The 20,591-nt window shown below is 49.3% G+C and carries 19 protein-coding genes; 5 read left to right on the top strand and 14 right to left on the bottom strand.

The window, feature by feature from the left end:
• Window positions 1-53: 53 nt before the first annotated feature.
• A complete protein-coding gene (cimA, locus tag BM412_RS05525) occupies window positions 54-1,670 on the top strand; it encodes a citramalate synthase (RefSeq protein WP_091220217.1) in 1,617 nt (538 codons plus the stop codon).
• Between the two features lie 68 nt (window positions 1,671-1,738).
• Here cimA and BM412_RS05520 read toward each other — a convergent pair whose 3' ends face one another.
• Complete coding sequence (locus BM412_RS05520) at window positions 1,739-2,299, bottom strand: TlpA family protein disulfide reductase (RefSeq protein ID WP_091220214.1); 561 nt, start codon at window positions 2,297-2,299, stop codon at window positions 1,739-1,741.
• Window positions 2,300-2,435: 136 nt separating this feature from the next.
• Here BM412_RS05520 and BM412_RS05515 point away from each other — a divergent pair, with 136 nt between their 5' ends.
• Both BM412_RS05515 and BM412_RS05510 read left to right on the top strand, forming a co-directional pair.
• The gene (locus BM412_RS05515; protein WP_091214954.1) at window positions 2,436-3,743 is read left to right on the top strand and encodes an MFS transporter; all 1,308 of its coding nucleotides are present in this window, start codon (window positions 2,436-2,438) and stop codon (window positions 3,741-3,743) included.
• A gap of 74 nt (window positions 3,744-3,817) precedes the next feature.
• Window positions 3,818-4,306, top strand: coding sequence for a M67 family metallopeptidase (locus BM412_RS05510; RefSeq protein WP_091214951.1), 489 nt, complete (start codon window positions 3,818-3,820; stop codon window positions 4,304-4,306).
• Here the strand turns inward: BM412_RS05510 and BM412_RS05505 are convergent.
• The 3 genes from BM412_RS05505 to BM412_RS05495 are packed head-to-tail and all read right to left on the bottom strand — an operon-like array spanning window position 4,280 to window position 7,501.
• Complete coding sequence (locus tag BM412_RS05505; protein WP_091214949.1) at window positions 4,280-5,020, bottom strand: exonuclease domain-containing protein; 741 nt, start codon at window positions 5,018-5,020, stop codon at window positions 4,280-4,282. The two genes, BM412_RS05510 and BM412_RS05505, sit on opposite strands and share 27 nt — an antisense overlap.
• Window positions 5,021-5,038: 18 nt before the next feature.
• Complete coding sequence (locus BM412_RS05500; RefSeq protein ID WP_091214947.1) at window positions 5,039-6,109, bottom strand: DUF294 nucleotidyltransferase-like domain-containing protein; 1,071 nt, start codon at window positions 6,107-6,109, stop codon at window positions 5,039-5,041.
• 57 nt (window positions 6,110-6,166) lie between these two features.
• Entirely contained in the window at window positions 6,167-7,501 is a 1,335-nt protein-coding gene (locus BM412_RS05495; RefSeq protein WP_256256135.1) for an ammonium transporter, read from the bottom strand.
• 427 nt (window positions 7,502-7,928) lie between these two features.
• Between BM412_RS05495 and BM412_RS05490 the strand changes: the two genes are divergently transcribed.
• Together BM412_RS05490 and BM412_RS05485 are read left to right on the top strand one after the other, a co-directional pair.
• Window positions 7,929-8,369: a MerR family transcriptional regulator gene (locus tag BM412_RS05490; RefSeq protein WP_210654737.1), complete on the top strand. Its 441-nt coding sequence runs from the start codon at window positions 7,929-7,931 to the stop codon at window positions 8,367-8,369.
• Window positions 8,370-8,398: 29 nt separating this feature from the next.
• Window positions 8,399-9,079 (top strand): zinc metallopeptidase, encoded by a 681-nt coding sequence (locus tag BM412_RS05485; RefSeq protein ID WP_091214940.1) that lies wholly within the window; start codon window positions 8,399-8,401, stop codon window positions 9,077-9,079.
• Window positions 9,080-9,192: 113 nt separating this feature from the next.
• Here the strand turns inward: BM412_RS05485 and BM412_RS05480 are convergent, their stop codons facing one another.
• The 10 genes from BM412_RS05480 to BM412_RS05435 all read right to left on the bottom strand — a co-directional run bounded on the left by BM412_RS05480 (window position 9,193) and on the right by BM412_RS05435 (window position 20,574).
• Window positions 9,193-11,340, bottom strand: coding sequence for a methyl-accepting chemotaxis protein (locus BM412_RS05480; RefSeq protein ID WP_256256134.1), 2,148 nt, complete (start codon window positions 11,338-11,340; stop codon window positions 9,193-9,195).
• Window positions 11,341-11,590: 250 nt separating this feature from the next.
• Window positions 11,591-12,841: a peptidase U32 family protein gene (locus BM412_RS05475; protein ID WP_091214937.1), complete on the bottom strand. Its 1,251-nt coding sequence runs from the start codon at window positions 12,839-12,841 to the stop codon at window positions 11,591-11,593.
• A 33-nt stretch (window positions 12,842-12,874) separates the two neighbouring features.
• Entirely contained in the window at window positions 12,875-13,819 is a 945-nt protein-coding gene (locus BM412_RS05470) for a peptidase U32 family protein (RefSeq protein WP_091214935.1), read from the bottom strand.
• 11 nt (window positions 13,820-13,830) lie between these two features.
• Window positions 13,831-14,961, bottom strand: a complete 1,131-nt coding sequence (mltG, locus tag BM412_RS05465) for an endolytic transglycosylase MltG (RefSeq protein WP_091214932.1) — start codon at window positions 14,959-14,961, stop codon at window positions 13,831-13,833.
• A 116-nt stretch (window positions 14,962-15,077) separates the two neighbouring features.
• Window positions 15,078-15,377 carry a DUF1292 domain-containing protein gene (locus BM412_RS05460; protein WP_091214930.1) on the bottom strand — a complete coding sequence of 100 codons (300 nt, stop codon included), beginning with the start codon at window positions 15,375-15,377 and terminating at the stop codon, window positions 15,078-15,080.
• A gap of 53 nt (window positions 15,378-15,430) precedes the next feature.
• Window positions 15,431-15,742 carry a DUF1292 domain-containing protein gene (locus tag BM412_RS05455; protein ID WP_090983166.1) on the bottom strand — a complete coding sequence of 104 codons (312 nt, stop codon included), beginning with the start codon at window positions 15,740-15,742 and terminating at the stop codon, window positions 15,431-15,433.
• 8 nt (window positions 15,743-15,750) lie between these two features.
• Window positions 15,751-16,167: a Holliday junction resolvase RuvX gene (ruvX, locus tag BM412_RS05450; protein WP_090983164.1), complete on the bottom strand. Its 417-nt coding sequence runs from the start codon at window positions 16,165-16,167 to the stop codon at window positions 15,751-15,753.
• A gap of 31 nt (window positions 16,168-16,198) precedes the next feature.
• Window positions 16,199-16,462, bottom strand: coding sequence for an IreB family regulatory phosphoprotein (locus BM412_RS05445; protein ID WP_090983162.1), 264 nt, complete (start codon window positions 16,460-16,462; stop codon window positions 16,199-16,201).
• A 49-nt stretch (window positions 16,463-16,511) separates the two neighbouring features.
• A complete protein-coding gene (alaS, locus tag BM412_RS05440; RefSeq protein WP_091214927.1) occupies window positions 16,512-19,148 on the bottom strand; it encodes an alanine--tRNA ligase in 2,637 nt (878 codons plus the stop codon).
• Between the two features lie 355 nt (window positions 19,149-19,503).
• Entirely contained in the window at window positions 19,504-20,574 is a 1,071-nt protein-coding gene (locus BM412_RS05435) for an AI-2E family transporter (RefSeq protein ID WP_091214925.1), read from the bottom strand.
• Between the last annotated feature and the right edge of the window lie 17 nt (window positions 20,575-20,591).

Below are 20,591 nucleotides of genomic sequence, written 5' to 3'. Positions count from 1 at the left end.
TAAAAAATTATGACTACGCATAGGATTAGTAGTGAAGGGGGCTTCTGCAAATGATGGCAAACACAATCTCCATTTTCGACACTACGCTGAGAGATGGCACGCAAGGCGAAGGAATCAGCCTCTCCGCAGACGACAAAATAAAAATTGCCCAGAAGCTTGATTTACTTGGCGTTCATTATATTGAAGGCGGAAATCCAGGCAGCAACAGCAAGGATATCGAGTTCTTTCAACGTGTCAAGCATTTGAAGCTGGGAGCTAAGATCACCGCGTTCGGCAGCACAAGACGCAAAAATTCACTGGCAGAGCAAGACAGCAGCCTGCTGCGAATTGTCGAGTCCGGTGTTCCTGCGGCCACGCTGGTCGGCAAGTCATGGGATTTCCATGTACATACCGCTCTGCAGACGACGCTTGAAGAGAATTTGGCAATGATCTACGATTCCTTTGCCTTCCTTAAACGCAATGACGTTGAAGCGATCTTCGATGCGGAGCATTTCTTTGATGGGTACAAGCATAACCCTGAATATGCACTCTCTGTCCTGCGTAAAGCGCAAGATGCCGGTGCAGACTGGATCGTGCTTTGCGACACGAATGGCGGTACATTGCCGTCCGAAGTACATGACATCGTAACACGTATCCGAATGGAGCTTAACGCGCCGATCGGTATTCATACGCACAACGACTGCGAGCTTGCCGTAGCGAACACTTTAGCTGCCGTACAAGCCGGTGCCCGGCAAGTGCAAGGAACGATCAACGGTTACGGCGAGCGCTGCGGCAACGCGAATCTATGCTCGATCATTCCGAATCTTCAAATCAAAATGAACTATCGCTGCGTGAGTGATGATCAGCTTCAATCGCTTACGAAAACAGCCCGCTATATCAGCGAGATCGCGAATGTCCACATGCCTGTTGCGCAGCCTTATGTCGGAAACGCAGCTTTCGCACATAAAGGCGGCATCCACGTTTCCGCCATTATGAAGGACTCGAAGACGTACGAGCATATCCGTCCCGAGCTGGTCGGCAATAAGCAGCGCGTACTCGTCTCTGAGCTTGCCGGTCAAAGCAATATCATCTCCAAAGCGCAAGAGCTCGGACTTGATATCAATGCGAATAACGACAAGACCAAACAAATTATGGAACGAATCAAAGACCTTGAGCATCAAGGCTACCAATTCGAAGGTGCGGATGCATCGCTCGAGCTGCTGCTGCGCGATGCCTTCGGCGAAATGAAAGAAATTTTCAAGCTGGAATCACTCAAAATGATCGTCGAGAAAACAAACGGCAATAACATGAACGCCGAAGCGATCGTTAAAGTAAATGTCGAAGGCCAAACCGTATACATGGCGGCTGAAGGCAATGGTCCTGTTAATGCATTGAATAACGCGCTTCGCAAATCACTGGAGCAGTTCTATCCAAGCATTAATGACTTCCACCTCTCCGATTACAAAGTTCGGGTCATCGATGAGAAGGACGCAACGGCGGCTAAAGTCCGCGTGTTAATGGAATCCACGGACTTCAAGAACACTTGGAACACGGTCGGCGTCTCGAATAACGTTATTGAAGCGAGCTGGGAAGCGCTGGTCGACAGCATCCGTTACGCGCTGCTCAATATGTCCAAGATTGATAATGCCATGGATGAACCTCGCGAACAGTTCGGATTGGTTAATCACTAAACGGCAAGAACGCCGTATCCGCCATAATAGGCTGATACGGCGTTCTTTATTTTACGCTGGAATGGTGGTTATGTGCCTGTATGCTGCTCTTCTTGAACGTCAATCCACTTGTCGATGATCGCTTCCCATTTGCTCTTAGAGATGACCCCGCCTATCCGCTCTCTTACAATCCCATTGCTGTCGATCAAGAGCGTGGTAGGGAACGTGTTCACTTTGTACAAGTCAGTCGCTTTGCCGTCCCGATCCATCAGGATAGGGAATTTCAGCTTCTGCTCCGTGACGAATTCCCTTGCCTGACGCTCTTTATCCAGGCTTGTTGCATTGATGCCGTAAAGCTCCAGCTTATCGCCATACTTCTCCGAAAGTGCCTGCATATCCGGCGCCTCCATCTCGCAAGGCCAGCACCATGAAGCCCAGAAATTCACCATCAGCAGCTTCTCGCGTTTACCGCCGATCGCGGTTGCTTGGTCCGTCAAGTTCGGAAGCTCCAGCGTGGGAGCCGTATAACCCGGTTTGGGCAGCATATCGCCTGAAGCGGCAAGCGCTTCGTTATGTTTTCCTTTATTTTGGTAGACTGCGGCACCGGCCAACACCAGCACGATGACGATCAGTACAATCGAACGTTTCATCCTTGCGCCTTCTTTCTTATATGCGATATCTGTTTCGGACAACCTCCCTACATGTTACCACGCTTGGGAATGGATGCTCAAGTTCGTGGGAACATTACCGTCGAGATGACACAATTTCGCCATGGGAGCTGTTCTAATGAAGCAAGCAACAAAATCCGGTTGGACCCAAGGGAAACCGGGCAGGCTGCGCACAAGCGGAGCGAGCAGCGGCAGCAAGAACAAGGCTAATCAAGATGAACAGGGCAAAGGAAAATGGTTTCAATACTGCGCGCTCGCTACTGTGCCGCTCGTGCTTGTATTGGGTAACTCCATGCTCGTCCCGATTTTGCCGGATATGGAGAAGGAGCTTGGCATTTCAGGATTTCAAGCCAGTCTGGTCATTACGTTGTTTTCGGTTGCAGCCGGTCTTATCATCCCAATCTCAGGATACTTATCCGATCGCTTCACGCGTAAAGCCGTTATCCTACCCTCTCTTGCACTCTATGGAATAGCCGGTATAGTAGCGGGCATCGGAGCGGTTACGCATGCCTATTGGCTTCTCATTACGGCACGCGCGCTTCAAGGAATCGGCGCTGCCGGCACTTCCCCGATTGCGATGGCTCTGGTAGGGGACATGTACAAGGACGGCAGTGAAAGCGAAGCTTTAGGCCTCATAGAAGCTTCGAACGGCGCAGGCAAGGTCGTAAGTCCGATTATCGGCTCTCTACTCGCCTTAATGGCTTGGTATGCTCCATTGTTTGCTTTTCCATTATTTTGTGCAGGGTCGTTCTTCGCCATGATGTTCTTGATTAAAGAACCGCCCAATGAAAAAAAAGAGAAAACACCGGTTAAGCAGTATATTGCGGGTATCGCAAAAGTCTTCAAGGAGAAAGGACGCTGGCTCATTTCCGCATTCGTTTCCGGTTCCCTGGGGCTTTTTATTCTGTTCGGTGTCCTCTTCCGGCTATCTGACGTATTAGAAGAAGCTCCCTATAATATCGACGGTGTGGCTAAGGGCGGCGTTCTTGCGATCCCGCTCCTCTTCTTGGTTATAACCGCATACGTGACCGGCCGCAAAATCAAAAACAACGGTGCTCTCATGCGACGGCTTATGATCATCGGGTTAGCTGTGATGGGCTCGGCATTGGCAGCTGCTGCTTTCATCCACAACAGCGTATATGCGTTAATCGGCTTCGCGGCGCTCAGCAGCGCCGGCACCGGCCTCTTGCTTCCATGTCTGAACACGCTCATCACCGGTTCTGTAGATCGCGAGCATCGAGGCATGGTCACTTCGCTCTACAGCAGCTTACGATTCTTCGGAGTCGCCTTTGGACCCCCTTTATTCGGCTGGATGGCCAAACGTTCCGATACGCTGCTGTACAGCGTTGTAGCCGCACTTTCATTCGGCGCTTTACTCATCATTATTTTTATGGTCCATCCGCCTAAGACAGCCGGAGATGCTTAATGCCGCTCACTGTTTTCCGAGGATCGGAAACGATATAATGAAACAATGACCTTCGATATGAAAAGAGGCATTGTATGAAGAACACCATCATCCAAGCTAACGAGGCAGAACTCGATTCTGCTCCGGCTCAAGTATTCATTACGTCCGAAGCCTATCAATTCCTTATCGAACGCTGTCGCAGAGCATTACCGGAGGAAGCATGCGGGATATTGTGCGGGACTGCCAGTCAGGCACAGCAGCCATTCGTAACCGTAACAAGCATCCAAGCTGTTCGTAATGGATCGCGGCAGCCGCTTAATCGGTTTGCGTTCGACCCCGAGGAATGGATTCAGGCTTATTACGGCATGCAAAAAAACCGACAATCGCTTGTCGGCTATTTTCACTCCCATCCATCGTCCATGCCGATCCCAAGCACTGCGGATTGGAATGGTCTGCACACGACGGCAACGGGCATCAATTATTGGATTGTTTCGCTCCAACAGGCAGACCGTCCGTACATTCAGCCTTATTGGGCAGAGAATGGCAGCTTCACACCTTTAATGCTGACTCAAATAAGCATATAAGTCCTCAAGCGTAATGACGTTTCGATCATGCATACGCCGTAAATAATGTACCCACAGTTTGGCTGTCATAAGGGAATCCTCCAGCGCATGATGCCGCTGCGTAATCTCGATCCCGCTTAATGTCAACATATCGTCCAAGTTATAAGTAAGCCGGTTAGGCTCCAGCCATTTCGCCACCAGCATCGTATCCAGCACGCGATGTGTCAGATTCACTTTCGATGTCCGCCACAGCGCTGCATTGAGAAACTGCTTGTCATGGCCGCTGGCGTGGGCGATCAGCAATCTTTTGCCGACGAACTCCATGAAATCATGAAGCACCTGCATGAGATCCGGCGCATCCTGGGCCATTTCATTCGTAATTCCGGTTAGCTCCGTGATATGCTTGGGCACTTTCCGTTTAGGATTCACTAAGCTGTAGAAGGTTCCGCCTTCTCCTTCTACCAGTTGATCTCCTTTCACGAGCACGGCTCCAACCGAAAGAATCTCATCCCCGTTCGTCGGATAGAAGCCGGTCGTCTCCAGGTCGAAGACAACGACCTCCATATCGTGCAGGGACTGATCCATCATCGATTCCTTGCGCTGCTCCTTCGACATCGAGCGGATGAAAGCCATTTGCTGCGCGTTTTGAGCGCCCATCATCGAAGCAATCGCCGGTGTAATTCCGCCCATTTTGTATAAATGCCACATCCTGCCTACACTTTTCTGCTCCTTCATGGTTCTCCCTCCGCTGCTCTAGAGCCTTCCCGTCGTCTGCTTTTGAACGAAGCGTTGCAGCTTCTTTACTCCCTTGAGTCCGGATTTCAGCTCCTCGATTAATTCCTTCGTTAGCTTCGCATGCGGCAGCTTCCCATTGTTCATGTACAGCCCGTCTTCACGCTTCTCCGTGCTCATCAGCCGAAGACGCATGAACAAACGAAAAATGTCCGCGTACATCATGCAGTCTTCTTCCGATATGACCTCCAACTGGCGTAAACGATTAATACGTGCAAGCGTGGAAGTCTCTCGAACACCAGCTTGAATGCTTAATAATCGCATCGCATTGACCATTGGAATATAGGCACCGTATTTCAGATCCAAGCTGCCGGCGTCTGTGCCGTATTGTTCTTTAAGCAGCTGGCCGAACACGCCAATCAGCACCTTATGACGCATCGTATTATTAAGCATGTGACGAACGATAACACGGTGATTTAACATATCGGTATAATAATGATCCTTCAATAATTGCAGCAGCCGGTGCTGCCCGTAAATCATCCGACTATCGGCTACGATGAGAAGATACCTGACACATTCCCAATCCGGATCTTCAAACCAGCTGTCCAGCTTCTCTTTCCACTGTGAGAGGGATTGGCACCAGATCGGATTGGAGCTGATGACCTCACCTTCACATGGCGGATAACCGAGCTTCTGCAGCGTGTCGACAACCGTGTCGGCAAAGGTTCGAAAATAAGCCGTTACTTGCTCCCGCTCCGATTCTTCCTTCGGATCGTCGTAAATCAATCCGCTGTCCTGGTCGCTTGACAGCGTTTGTTCCGCCCTGCCTCCGCTGCCGAACAATAAATACGCGTAAGGCACGGGAGGGGAACCGTGCCCCAGCCGTGCCATTTGCGCTTCTGATAATGAGATCGCCCGACGTATAAACGCATCATGTACCTCATTCAGATCCGTATTAAATTGTTCAATCGGCTGCTTCGCGTGCAGAGCTTCCATCCGCTCGTGGATTTGATCCCGCAAGCCGCGCAGCGTCACCACATCGTCGGTAGTCCCGATGCGTGTAAGCAGCTTCGCACGAACCGGATCGCTCATGCTGTGCTCACCCCTATGTCAGTATCGAACAACTTATTCAGGCTGCGTTTTTGCTGCTTACAAGCTTTGTTGTGCTTTTTTCATTTGCTCCGGATAGCCGAATGTACCATGCTCGGAAAGGTCAAGACCGATAATTTCTTGTTCTTCCGTAACACGAAGACCCATAACGACTTTCATGATTCCGAGCAATACGAAGGAAACAACGAGTACGTAGCCGCCGCAAACGAGTACGGATTCAAGCTGTACCCACATTTGATGCCAATTGCCTGTGTCGATGATACCGCCTTTACCTACATTAAGCTTTGTTGCAAGCTCATCCGTTGCAAAGATACCATTCGCCAGCGTACCCCAAACCCCTGCTGCACCGTGAACGGAAAGCGCATAGATTGGATCGTCGACTTTGATTTTCTCGAAAAACTTAGCACTGAAGAATACGAGTACACCAGCAAGCAAACCGATTACAACAGCTGCCCAAGGATCTACGAACGCACAGCTTGCAGTGATGGCTACGAGACCGGCAAGCGCACCATTCAATGTTGTAGGAATGTCTGCTTTGCCGTTTACAAGCCAGGAAATCAGAAGCGCCGCTACTGCGCCGCCAGCTGCGCCGAGTTGGGTGTTGAATGCAACGTATCCGAAGAAGCCGTCGCCTACGCCAAGTGCGCTACCTGCGTTAAAGCCGAACCAGCCAACCCATAGTATAAGAACGGACAAAGCACCAAATACTTGGTTATGACCTAGAATTTCATTTGCGGAGCCGTCTTTATTGAAGCGGCCGATACGCGGCTTCAGAAGTACGGTTGCCGCAAAGGCTGCAAGCGCACCGGTTAAGTGAACTACCGTGGAACCTGCATAGTCTTGTGCGCCTTCAGCGAACAACCAGCCAGTTGGGCTCCAGATCCAGTGGGCGATAACCGGATAGATGAGTGCAGTAAACAATACGGTAAATACGAGGTATGCGGAAAGCTTAGCGCGTTCTGCGAAACCGCCCCATGCGATGGAAAGCGATACTGCGGCGAAAGCCAGTTGGAATACGAAGAAGATCGTGGATGGAAGTGCTTCGCCTTCTGCAGCTGATACGGCAGGAGCGAATAAGTAGCTGCCCCATCCGATAAATTTACTGATTGAATTCTCAGCGTTATCTGCGCCGAAAGCAAATGCATAACCTACTGCCCAGTAAACCAAGGTACAAAGTCCCAATGTGAAGATTGTTTTACCGGCAATATGCCCGGCATTCTTCATTCGTGTCGAACCGGATTCGAGAAGGATAAATCCACCTTGCATCAAGATAACTAACACTGCCGCGACCAGAACCCAGATCGAGTTCAACCCCATGTTCAGTGTTCCTGCAGACGGGTCGTCTGCGAAAGCCATTGCTGGAAATAACAACATAAGAGCACCTAAAGATAAAATCAACTTTTTGACCACTACGACCACTCCCTAATGTAATGTTTCTTGACATGCTAGGAAAGACTTAATGTCATTATAGTCAGAAGTACCACATTTGACAATACAGTTTTTTCATTTTCTCGAAAAAAATCTAACATTCGCTTCTTCAAATGAATCGAATGTTAAGTTTTTTCACAATTTTAGCACCGAAACCGCCTTTTCACCGCCTTATCCTTCGCGTTTTGATCGTTTTTCTCTCCTATCCTATGTCACACGCCCCTTATAAATTACGAATATCCTTCCTAGTAGTAAGGTCTCATGTCAGGTTTTATACTAACAAAATTCGTCAAAGCATTACGTTTGACTGTATGGTTATAGATTCTGTATCATAGGTACTAGAAGAATTAACGCCAAGAGAGAGGTGATTCCATTGTCCGAACATGTGCTGCACCGGATTGGCGAACTATCGAAGTTAGCCGGCGTAAGTTCACGTACAATCGATTTCTACACATCAATGGGTCTGATCGAACCCGAACGCCGCTCAGCCAAAAATTATCGTCTCTATAGTGATGAAACCTTGAATCGGCTCAAACGTATAGTACAGTTGAAGAAAGACAAATATACGCTCGATGAAATCAAGGCAAATATGGCAGGCTGGCGCAAAGTTTCAACCGAGGAGCAAGTGTCCGGAAGGCTTATGGAGCTCCAGCTTCATCTAGAACAGCTGCAACGAGAAGTTCAGGAGATTGAACCTGTCCTGAACCAATTGAAGCCCCAGCAGGCGAAGCAGGTGTTTAAACGGCTGGTGCCTCAAACAGCCGCCTGCGTTGAAGCCTTGATGCTTCTCATTAACAAAGGCGGCATTATGTAGGATTTCAACACTAATGGAGGGAACTATTTATGTTTTTTCACCCAATGGATTTTCTAATCATTATTGCCTTCCTTTTATCGTTATGGGCACAGTTTAGAGTTCGCGGCACATTTAACCGCTGGTCTGAAGTTCCAATCAATAGCGGCCTCACAGGATATCAAGCCGCAAGGATGATGCTCGATCGCAACGGACTGCATGATGTACCGGTTGAACCCGTACCTGGAACGCTCTCTGACCACTACGACCCGATTCACCGCGTCGTAAGGCTGTCAGAGCCCGTCTACTACGAGAATTCAATCTCAGCGGTTTCTGTAGCCTGTCACGAGGTCGGCCACGCCATTCAACATAGTGTGCACTACCCGATGCTGACGCTGCGCCATAAGATCTTCCCGGTCGTGAACTTCGCTTCCGGTGTTGCACCTTTCTTGTTAATCGCCGGTTTTCTGTTTCAAGCCACTGGGCTAATCGGAATTGGTATCTTGTTCTTCTCTTGTGCGGTAGCTTTCCAGCTCGTTACACTGCCCGTAGAGTTCAATGCCAGCAGCCGCGCTCGTGAAATTATGATTTCCGAAGGTTTCATCACGAATGAAGAAGAACGCGGTGTAGCGAAAGTCCTTAATGCCGCAGCGTTAACGTATGTTGCAGCAGCATTGATTTCCCTGCTTGAGCTAGTCAAGTACATTATGATTTTTACGCAAAGCCGAGATTAAATAATAAGTAGAAATTGTAAAGAGGCGGGGGATTGGATTCCCCCGCCTCTTTCTTGTTATTCCCATGCAAAAAGGCTGACATCGGACAATCGATGTCAGCCTTCCTTGTTTTCTTAGGTGCGGAAACGGCTAAGCGTTTCTTTCAGCCCGGATGATACCGTCTCGAGTTTATCGGATAGGCGAACAAGTCCCTCACTGATGCTGTTTTGCTCATTGCTCAGCGATGCCACTTCCTCGGAAGTAGCGGATGACTCTTCCGCTACTGCGCTAACATTACCCATCGCTTCGGAGAGAACCACCTGCGAACGCTCCAGCATGCTGATGGAATCAGTAACCGAGCTCAGGCTGCCGACAAAGTCGCCCATTTGACCTTGAACGGTCAAGAAAATTTGGTTCGCTTCTTTAACGGATTGAATTTGCTCCTGGAAGATCGGGTAGGCATCAGACAAGACATGTACAGTTTCGTCGATTTCCTTCTGAATGGTCTCTGTAATTTGACCAACAACATCGATGGATTGACGGGATTGATCCGCCAATTTGCGAATTTCATCAGCCACGACCATGAAGCCTTTGCCAGCTGCACCTGCACGAGCTGCTTCAATGGTTGCATTCAGAGACAAAATGTTTGTTTGTTTCGTCATATTATTGAGAACTTCCAGAATCTTACGAATGGAACGCGTGCTTTCTTTGAGGCGGTCGACTTTCTCCACCATCGAGCGGGTCATTTCTTCCGTCATCCCGGTTTTCTCGATTAAGCTGTTCATGTAAGCCGTACCTTGGCGACTTGCTTTCTCTACCTCGCCGGCAGCCTGTCCCATGTCCTGGTTTGCCGTCATCACCTGCTGCATCTGCTGGCTGATTTCCGAAGTCAGGTCACTGCCTTTCTCCGCTTCCATCGCAAGGCTCGTTGCCCCGTTTGCGATTTCTTCAGTCGCTACAGCGATTTCGCGAGCGGATACCGCTGTTTTCTTCGAAGCATCCGATAGCTCCCCTGCTGTAGCCAGAACATCCTGCGCGGACTGATTCGTCTGCGCGACGAGCACGGTGATTTGCGTCATCATCTGGTTGAAGCTTTGAGCCAATTGACCGATTTCGTCTTTCTTATTGATCGTCGAACGAACGGTCAAGTTACCGCGTTCACCTTCGTTCATCAGATTGCGCAAACTAACAAGCGGCAGTGCAACCATACGGATGACGAGCAAACCGATACCAATCGCAAGCAGCGCTGCGATCCCTGCAATAATATAAGTTGCGTTGCGGATCTGCTTCGCATCCTTAACAAGCTCATCTACCGGAATCGATCCAACCAACTTCCAATTCACCGTCGCGAACTGGTTGTACATCGCAAGCACTTCTCCGCTGGCAAGTTCTACTGTTGTCGAACCGGACTTTTCTTTCTCAGAAAGCGTAATCGGAGATGGTTTGCCGATTTGCTCCAGGTCTTTGGTGTAAACCAAATTATTCTCGCTGTCAACAATCGTGACATCACTGCCATCGCCGATCTTGAGATCCTCGAGCTGCTTGGAGAATTCTTTCAAATAGATCTCAACGATCATAATAAATTTGCCTTCATTCGTCACCGTGTTCTTCATAACACGGCCCATCGCAATTGTCGGCTCCGATGCACTGCCGCTGTAGCCTTTCACTTGAGCCGGAAGCCACATCAATTTACCGCCGCCATCGATTATCGTCTTCATCCACTTCGTATCCTTCGCATCTTCTGTACTGATGCTTGAGGATCCAACCGTTACAGAAGCCGCATCACTGCCAATCGGAATAATCGCAGCTCCGACAATAGTGGAGTTACCGAGTATGTATGACTGAATGGAATCACTTAGTTTCTTCATTACATCGAAACGCTCGTAGTCATCAGTAGTTTGGTCGTATTTCAACAAATTGTCTTGAACAATCTTATCGAGCAGAATCTGCATCGACAGCGCTTCATAGTTCTTAAACATTAAATCAAGCTTGCCCTTGGACTGGGAAATGGCTACCGCGCTCGAATCCGCTACTTTATTCTTGATGATGCTCTTCGAGGTCGAGTAGGAGAATAATCCGACTACCAGTACGCAGACGAGAATCGCGCTGAAAATAATTAGGAATAACATAAGTCCGACAGACTTAATGGGATTCGTCAGCTTCACATTCTTGATCCCATTTATGGAGGAAGAATATAAGGCTTTCACGTTTGCCCCTTTACCTTCGACTTCTTCTGATTGCGTTTTCATCTTATTTTTCTTCTCTTTCAACTTCAATTTCACTTCATGACACCACCTAATCTGAGGATAATTTCCGTGTGTGGAGCTGGTGCGTTCGTGTGGGTATGTGTCTGTTGACTTACACTAGCTGCTTAATGCCTACGTCACGCAAATCCATAATTCGACAATATACACGCAATATCCTTAATATCGGCTTTACATCTCCGTATTGTTAGGGAAACAGGGAATATTTTCTCAAAAAAAATAATCCCAATCGATCGCTCGACTAGGATTATTTGGGTCCAAATGCTTATTAACGCACTCGTTTACGCATCATGTCCATCGGTTTTACCGGATGCTCCGTCTTCAGCACGATGTGCTGCAGCGGATGTCTTGCCGCATCCAGCGCATTGCCGCTTTCGTCCGTGATGGAACCAACGGATTGTTTAAAGAAAGTGCCGTTCGGTCCGAAGAATTCTACTTCCTGCCCCGGCTTGAAATGATTCCTCTGCTGAACAACTGCAAGTCCCGTTGCCTCATCATAAGAAATAACCACTCCTGCGAAATCATAAGGAGCCGCTTTGTCTTCCGGTCCATAAATATGATCTTCAGGACCCGGAGTATCGTAGAAGAAGCCGGTATTTACCGGACGATTGGCAGCTTTCTGAATGTCATCCAGCCACACTTGCTTCAGCTCATAATGATCCGGATCAGACATGTACGAATCGATCGCTTGACGGTAAGCATTCACGACTGTTGCAACGTAATGCAAACTCTTCATCCGGCCTTCGATCTTGAAGCTGTCAACGCCAACCTCGATTAAGTCCGGAATATGCTCGATCATACATAAGTCTTTGGAACCCATCGTAAATTTATCCGCTTCGGGACCAACCATTTGCAGGTCGTCTTCATAGATATCATACTTCCAGCGGCAGGACTGGCAGCAGCCTCCGCGGTTGGAATCCCGGTCCGTGAAATGGTTCGAAAGCACGCAACGACCCGAGAAGGAAGAACACATAGCACCATGAATGAACGCTTCGATCTCAATATCGACATGCGCTTTAATTTGCGAAATTTCTTCGAGGCTCGTCTCGCGGCCTAACACGACACGCGGCAGCCCTTCGTCTTTCCAGAACTGTACAGCCTGCCAATTCAGCGTCGATTGCTGCGTGCTCAAATGAACCTCGAGCTTAGGCGCTACCCGCTGCGCGGTTTCGATAATGATCGGATCTGCAGCAATAATCGCTGCAATACCGGCTGCTTCGAGCTCGCGCAAGTACTCTTCAAGACCGCCAATATCCTCGTTATGAGCATAAATATTGGTTGCCACAAACACTTTCGCGCCATACCGTTCCGCGAACTCAACGCCTTCCTTCATCTCAGCAAAGGTGAAGTTGTCGGCATTGGAACGAAGGCCATACTTCTGACCGCCGATATATACCGCATCTGCGCCGTAATGGACGGCAAACTTCAGTTTCTCCAAATTACCTGCCGGAGCAAGCAGCTCCGGCTTATCTAAACGATTTCTCTTCCCCGTAAAGCGGGGGGATGTTTTTGTGGTCACCTGCTTCACCTCCACAACTTCTTTAGGTGACGATTAATATACTTGTTCCTTATAGAAAAATCCGTACGAAAGCTCACGGGACGGATCCTGTACTTTCACAATGCTATCCAACCATTCTTCGTTGAAGGCGTAACCTTCCGGATCCTCGCAATAGGCATCAATTGCAGCACGATACGCTTTAACGATCGTTTCATTGTACTCAATTGATTTTAACAGTCCTTCAATCCGAAAGCTATCGATATTAACTTCCATTAACTCATGTAAGTTCTCGAGCATGCATAGATCATCAGAGCTCATAATGTGAGTTCCGCCAGCATCCTCATAGATTGGGAAACGTTCATCCGGCCGTTCCGTTTCCACTAGGTACAAGCCATCTTCCCGCTTGCCGTGAACCGGAACCTCGGTCGTTTCACCATCCTTCGTCTGATGCTGGAAATAATTTTGAACAAGCGGACGCTTGGAATGATAAATATTGGTTAAACCGTGCACCTGCACCTGTACTTCAAGCGTCGTATTGGTTTTCACATCGATCACTTGATCCATGTTAAGCTCACGCGCCAGAACGAACCTAGTGGCGCCGCGGCGTCCCCAATAATTCGCTGTCGCATAGTTTGTGGAAGTCATCTCCGCGTTCCAGTGCAGCTTCATGTTTGGCGCTTCAACGCGCGCAACCATCAATACTGCAGGGTCGCCGAATACTAAGCCGTCTACGCCCGCTTCGGCCAAACCTCGAATGTAGCCGGGCAACGCACCAACGGTTTCATTGTCCATTAAGTTATTGACTGCTGCATAAACGGAAACTTGATGCGAATGAGCAAGCTTTACTGCTTCTGCCATTAGGGCCAGATCAAATTCACCCGACAGGCGCATGCCATAACGGGATTCACCCAGAATGAAAGCATCCGCACCCGCAGCGATGAGCCGCTCCATATCAGCTAGAGAACCCGCATCAACGAGCAGCTCCGGTTTTGTTGCCATTGTAAATCCTCCTATTGTCCAGCCGTTTGATTGCTCTTCTCGATGTTGCGATTATGCTCCTTGAGCGTTTCCGCAAACAGATGCTCGTGGCTGCCGTCTTTCTTCGTTACATAGAAATAGTATTCCGTCTCTTTCGGGAAAAGCGCAGCTTCGATCGATTTCAAGCTCGGAGATGCGATTGGCCCCGGAGGGAGACCATCCACTTTGTACGTATTGTAAGGGCTGTCCACCTTCAAATCGTCAATCAGCAGCCGTTCCTTCTGTTTATCGAGCAAATATTGTACGGTCGCATCGATTTGAAGCGGCATGCCTTTCTTCAGTCGATTATAGATAATGCCTGCAACGATTGGACGTTCCGCATCCACGACAACCTCACGCTCCACGAGAGACGCGATGGTCATCATGCCGTGAAAATCCACGTTATTGGCCGCAAGCGAATCCTCCCAATTCTCGGGAAGTGTATCCAGCTTATGATCCAGCTCTTGAAGCAGACGTTTGATGATCTCCTCCGGCTTGCTTGCTTTCACAAGCTCATACGTATCCGGGAATAAGTATCCTTCCAAACGATGGCGAAGGTCAGGATTCTTCGGGATGTTCTTCGCTGCATCCACGTCGCTCCATGCTTGATCCTTATCCGCAAGCGCCATGAAATCCGCTTTCTTCGCATAGCCTGCTTTATCTAGTGTTTCCGCTATTTGCTCAACCGTAAACCCTTCCGGAATCGTGAAACGCATTGTTTCTTCCTTCAACGTCTCTCCGGCGTTTAATTTAGCAATTATGGCGTCCTTGTCCATCCCCGGCGACAGCTCGTACACGCCGGCTTGAAACCGCGGTCCTTCGTCCTTGTAGCGCAAGTAATATTTAAAAATAAATGCATTCCGAATAACCCCTTGATCTTCGAGCACTTCAGCAAATCCGAATGGAGATGTCCCTTTCTTCAGCTCCACTTGAACAACATCGCCTGTCGGTGCAGGCCGCAAGCCATTCCAGATGTAGAGATAAAGACTTCCCGCGGAAATAAGCATTAATCCGAGTATGGTCACAATTACCCAGAACGTAATGCGTCCGCGTCTTGGTCCGGAAGGCCTTATGGCTCCCTCTTCCGGCAAATCTTCTGAATTCTGATGCTCTGCTCTTCTCAAGCGACCTATCCTCCATTTCTATATCAGCGCGGAAAAAGGGCGGTCGGCGCCGCCCTTCCGTACTCCTATAAGTAAAACCGGGCTCTTGCCGCCCTGTTTAAAGCTAGAGGTGCATGTTAAGGCTGATCTTCGCCTTCGAACAACAAATCGTCATACGCTTCAGAAACAAGCTCCCACTCTTCATCACTTTCAATGGATTCCAGCTCCGGATCGGAGCCTTCCTTGAAAGTAATGCGGAAGAATGCGATTTCGTCTTCTTTCTGCATATCATGCGATTGCAATCCGGCATAGGAACTGTCTCCCATTAGGAATTCGGCGATAATTTGGAATGGTTCCGTAGCGCCTTCTTCCCCAATGAGATCCACTTCCGTGCCGTAGATGTCCTTCAGGACGGAAATACGTTTTACTTCAGACACGCGTTAAGCTCCCTTCGACTATGGTTCATCGTGGATTCAACAAATCCAAAGAACTAGTCGTTATCGTCAATTTCAGCAAGAAGTGTGTTAAAGGTTTCTTCTACCATGTTCCACTCTTCTTCATCTTCAATGGTATACAGTTTCAAATCATCGCCGTCTTCTTCATAACGGAAAGCGTAGACTTCATCGGAGTCTTCGTCTTGCTCGTCTTCGGAATCCACGTTGAGCGGAACTACCATCATATATTTCTGATCGGAGCCGTCTACCTCGAACTTCATGACTACCTCGAATTCTTCTTCGTTGCCGTCTTCATCCGGAATGTAGATGATTTCCGGCTCTTCAAACTGCATGTTGTCCTTTGTCATCGTTACCCTCACCTTTTCGTTTTAGAATCGAGATAATTTTGCAAAATTAGCGCTGCCGCCATTTTGTCCACCACTAACTTTCGCTTCTTACGGCTAACGTCGGCCTCGAGCAACGTACGCTCAGCGGCAACGGTCGTAAGCCGTTCGTCCCAAAGGTGTACGGGTACATTTAGCTTTTGCTGTAAATGTTGTGCGAATGCGATGCAAATTTCGCCACGCGGCCCGATGGTGCCATTCATGTTCTTCGGTAAACCGACTACGATCTCGGATACTTCGTGTTCAACCATAAGCTTGGCAATGACTTCGTCTTCGCTGTTATCGCGGCGTTTCTCAACGACGCCCAAACCTTGCGCGGTCCAGCGGAATGCATCACTGACGGCAACGCCGATTCTGCGATCACCGTAATCCAATCCCATAAGACGCATACGACAGATTGCCTCATTTCCTTGAAGGTAATTATTTGCTGTGCTGACTTAGGTAGGAACGGACTAGTTCTTCAATTAGCTCGTCTCGTTCTTTCCTGCGAATTAAACTTCTGGCATTGTTATGCCGTGGAATGTATGCGGGATCTCCGGACAATAGATAACCCACGATCTGGTTAATCGGGTTATAGTCCTTCTCGAGCAACGCATCGTATACAGACAGCATAATTTCCCTCGAGGAAGCTTGAAGCCCTTCCGCCTTCACGTCGAATTTCATTGTCTTGTCCATCGAATTCATCGCCAGCACCTCACTTTCCAAGCCGCTTAACAGCCGTTTAATACTCTTATCATATCACATTTGTCTGTGATAGAACCAGTTCTTCGGCAATTTGGAGCGCTTCACCCAATTTAGATGGATCTTTGCCCCCGGCTTGGGCCATATCAGGGCGCCCGCCGCCGCCGCCGCCGCATGCCGCGGCTGCTTCTTTAATGATTTTACCGGCATGGAAGCCTTGCTTCACAAGCTCCGGCGAAACAGCTGCAACAAGGTTTACCTTATCCTCTGCAACTGCGCCAAGCACGATTACCGCATTGCCCAGCTTCGTTTTCAGCTCATCCACGATACCGCGGAGCGCATCCATCGACGGAGCATTAACCTCTGCAGCCAGCAGAGTGACGTCTCCTACTACTTTCGCTTTCGATTCCAGGGAACCCGCTTCGATACGGCTAAGCTTGCTTTGCAGCGATTCGTTGTCACGCGTCAGCTCTTTCACTTGACCGTGCAGCGCTTCGATGCGTTTCGGAACATCTGCCAGGTTCGACTTCAGCTGCGCAGCTGCTTGCTTCAACAGATCCAGCTGGCTTTCCATGTACAGGTACGCATTGCGGCCAGTTACGGCTTCGATACGACGAACGCCTGAACCGATACCGCTCTCGCTCACCAGCTTGAACAAGCCGATTTGCGCTGTGCTCGTAACATGGCAGCCACCGCATAGCTCCAGGCTGTAATCGCCAACGCGAACGACACGCACAACATCGCCGTATTTCTCGCCGAAGAGTGCCATCGCGCCCATCTCTTTCGCTTCCGCAAGCGATTTGTAGTCGATTTGGAGCGTCGTGCCCAACCAAATTTGTTGATTGACGCGGCGTTCGATTTCCGTAAGCTCCTCTTGGCTGATGCTGCCAAAATGCGAGAAGTCAAAACGAAGGCGATCCGGTTCAACCAGGGAGCCCGCTTGATTGACATGCTCGCCGAGTACATCTTTGAGCGCGCGGTGCAGCAAATGCGTTGCCGTATGGTTCTTGATCGTATCTTCGCGCGTTTGCGTCGAAACAGCTGCTTGCACCTCATCACCGACAGATACGGAACCGCTTGCCACTACGGCATGATGCACCGACTGGCCATGCGGAGCTTTTGTGACATTCTCAACCGTCAACGTGAAGCCTTGGCCTGTAATCGTACCGCTATCGCCTACTTGACCGCCGCTCTCTGCGTAGAATGTTGTACGATCCAAGATCACAAGAACATGGCTGCCTTCAACCGCTGAGTCCACAAGAGCATCGCCATTAACGATCGCAATTACCTTAGCGCCTTCCAGCGTCAGATCCTGATAGCCCACAAATTCCGATTTCACGGTGAAATCAGCAAGCGGCCCGCCTTGCACATTCATACCGCCAGTGTCCTGACGAGCTGCACGTGCGCGTGTACGCTGCTCTTCCATCGAAGCATCGAAGCCGTCACGGTCGACGGTCATGCCGTGTTCAGCCGCGTAGTCTTCAGTTAAATCGAACGGGAAGCCATACGTATCGTAAAGCTTGAACGCATCGGGACCGCTGATCAGCGTTTCTCCGCCGGCCTTTGCCGTCTTCACAAGCTCGCCCAGAAGCGCTAAGCCGTCCGAAAGCGTTTCGTGGAAACGTTCTTCCTCTGTACGGATAACCTTCTCGATAAACTCGCGTTTCTCCACAACCTCCGGATAGTGGCCGCCCATGATGTCGCCGACGACTTTCACCAGATCATGCAGGAACGGACGATCTACGCCGAGTGTTTTGCCGTAACGCACTGCGCGGCGAAGCAAACGACGAATGACATAACCCCGACCTTCGTTGGAAGGCATGACGCCATCGCCAACAGCAAAAGCCACGGTACGGATATGATCGGCAATGACTTTCAGCGCGATGTCCGTGTCCGCATTCGTATGGTACGTTACTTTTGCAATTTCGCAAGTGCGGTCAATAATCGGACGGAACAAATCCGTATCGAAGTTGGAGTCCACGTTTTGCAGAATCGAAGTGATCCGCTCCAGACCTGCGCCTGTATCGATGTTTTTATTCGGAAGCGGAGTGTAGCTGCCGTCTTTATTATGATTATATTGCGAAAATACAAGGTTCCATACTTCCAGGAAACGTTCGTTTTCTCCGCCGGGCCAGCATTCCGGATCATTCAGATCACCGAAAGCTTCGCCGCGGTCAAAGAAAATCTCGGTACAAGGACCGCATGGACCTTCGCCGATATCCCAGAAGTTATCCTGCAGACGATAAATCCGCTTCTCCGAAAGGCCTATTTTCTCATTCCAGAAGCGGAATGCTTCTTCATCCTCGGGATAAACCGTGACGGACAGACGCTCGGGATCGAAGCCGATCCATTCTTTGCTGGTCAGAAACTCCCAAGCCCAAGTGATCGCTTCTTCCTTGAAGTAATCGCCAATCGAGAAGTTACCCAGCATTTCGAACATCGTTTGGTGACGACGCGTTTTACCGACATTCTCAATATCATTCGTACGAATGCACTTCTGTGAATTCGTAATCCGCGGATTGTCAGGAATAACGCGGCCGTCGAAATAAGACTTAAGCGGTGCCATCCCTGCATTAATCCATAGCAAGGAAGGGTCATTATGAGGAACTAATGAAGCGCTGGGCTCAATCTTGTGCCCTTTGCTCTCAAAAAATGCGAGCCACTTGGAACGGATTTCACTTGCTTTCATCACGGTTCAGCCTCCAATTTATATAATAAAAACAAAAAAACGCCCCTAAAAAACAGGGACGAATCATTCGCGGTACCACCCTGGTTATCGCCCTAGCTCCCTCATGAGCAGCACAAACGATCTCCTTAGACAGACGTTAACGGGTCTGATCCGGTGAAGTTCATTCACACTCCGAAACCAGCCTTCAGTCATCCTTCACCCCTAGAATTCTCTCAGCCAGCGCGGAGCCTAATCGGCATACGCGAAGGAATTCTTTCTCTGCTTGGCGGTCTATGACCTACTACGGTTTCATCAACGATTTTTATTGATAGTCAGGCGTAATTGTCATAAGTATAGCGACTTTTGGCATGGTCTGTCAAATCGTCTTTCGCCTAACATAATACGCGAAGATATGCTGCACAATGACCTTCACAGCGGCAAAGATCGGCACTGCCAAAATCATACCGACAATGCCTGCTAACTCGCCTCCGACCAGCAGGGCAAAAATGATCGACAGCGGATGCATATGCAGCGTTCTTCCAACCACTTGCGGCGAGATGATGTTGCCCTCGAGGATTTGGCAGACCGAGTTCACAACCGCCACCAGCAGCATCATTTTGATCGAAACGGTAGAAGCCACAATGAGCGCAGGTGCTGCGCCGAAGAACGGTCCCAGATACGGAATAATGTTCGTCACCGCGACAACACTCGCCAGTAGAAGCGGATACGGAATGCCGATGATCAAATACCCGACATAGGCCAGCGTTCCGACAATGACGCAGACGAGAAACTGCCCCCGAATGTAACTGCCAAGCGCATGATCGATATCCTTAAGCAGCCGGACCGCATGCTTACGATGTGATTTCGGCACATAAGTGAGCAATGTTCGTTCAAACACCTCGAAATCTTTCAAGATGTAGAACGCGAGGAACGGGATAATAAACGCAATAAAGATCACGTTAATCATTTCGCCAATATTGTTGATGAATGCAAATATGGCATCGGAGCCCTGTTTCTCCAGCTTGTACAGCGACTTCTCTATTCCTGAACGGATGCTCTCCGGTAGAAAGGAGGAGTTGTTCAGGTCGTTCACCATACTCCGCGCCTGCATGGTGATATCCGGCATATGCCGGTTCAATTCCTTGAGCTGATCCATAAACATCGGAATGGCATTCACGAGCACAACCGTAAGCGACGCACAGAAAACGGCATAAATAAGCAGCACCGCGATCGTGCGCGGCACTTTTCGCTCATTCAGAAGGCTGACTATCGGATTGAGTACATACGATATAATCATCGCAATGAGAAACGGAGCCAGAACCGCGCGCAAAAAAACGTAAATGTGGATGATGATCGGTTTTAGCAACAGCAACAGATATAGAGCCGTCAGCCCCAAAATGAGATAGACAAGCCATGCAAAAAGACGGTTGTTCGTAAACCGTTCCACGGCTTCACTCCCCCTCG

Source organism: Paenibacillus sp. BC26, assembly GCF_900116125.1.
Lineage (GTDB): Bacteria > Bacillota > Bacilli > Paenibacillales > Paenibacillaceae > Paenibacillus_Z > Paenibacillus_Z lignilyticus.
This window is presented reverse-complemented; position numbering and strand designations above follow the sequence as displayed.

Excerpts from the sequence above, each read along its gene's own strand:
- cimA (WP_091220217.1), top strand. The coding sequence starts at position 54 with ATGGCAAACACAATCTCCATTTTCGACACTACGCTGAGAGATGGCACG.
- BM412_RS05520 (WP_091220214.1), bottom strand. The coding sequence starts at position 2,299 with ATGAAACGTTCGATTGTACTGATCGTCATCGTGCTGGTGTTGGCCGGT.
- BM412_RS05515 (WP_091214954.1), top strand. The coding sequence starts at position 2,436 with ATGAAGCAAGCAACAAAATCCGGTTGGACCCAAGGGAAACCGGGCAGG.
- BM412_RS05510 (WP_091214951.1), top strand. The coding sequence starts at position 3,818 with ATGAAGAACACCATCATCCAAGCTAACGAGGCAGAACTCGATTCTGCT.
- BM412_RS05505 (WP_091214949.1), bottom strand. The coding sequence starts at position 5,020 with ATGAAGGAGCAGAAAAGTGTAGGCAGGATGTGGCATTTATACAAAATG.
- BM412_RS05500 (WP_091214947.1), bottom strand. The coding sequence starts at position 6,109 with ATGAGCGATCCGGTTCGTGCGAAGCTGCTTACACGCATCGGGACTACC.
- BM412_RS05495 (WP_256256135.1), bottom strand. The coding sequence starts at position 7,501 with ATGTTGTTATTTCCAGCAATGGCTTTCGCAGACGACCCGTCTGCAGGA.
- BM412_RS05485 (WP_091214940.1), top strand. The coding sequence starts at position 8,399 with ATGTTTTTTCACCCAATGGATTTTCTAATCATTATTGCCTTCCTTTTA.
- BM412_RS05470 (WP_091214935.1), bottom strand. The coding sequence starts at position 13,819 with ATGGCAACAAAACCGGAGCTGCTCGTTGATGCGGGTTCTCTAGCTGAT.
- BM412_RS05455 (WP_090983166.1), bottom strand. The coding sequence starts at position 15,742 with ATGACAAAGGACAACATGCAGTTTGAAGAGCCGGAAATCATCTACATT.
- ruvX (WP_090983164.1), bottom strand. The coding sequence starts at position 16,167 with ATGCGTCTTATGGGATTGGATTACGGTGATCGCAGAATCGGCGTTGCC.
- BM412_RS05445 (WP_090983162.1), bottom strand. The coding sequence starts at position 16,462 with ATGAATTCGATGGACAAGACAATGAAATTCGACGTGAAGGCGGAAGGG.
- alaS (WP_091214927.1), bottom strand. The coding sequence starts at position 19,148 with ATGAAAGCAAGTGAAATCCGTTCCAAGTGGCTCGCATTTTTTGAGAGC.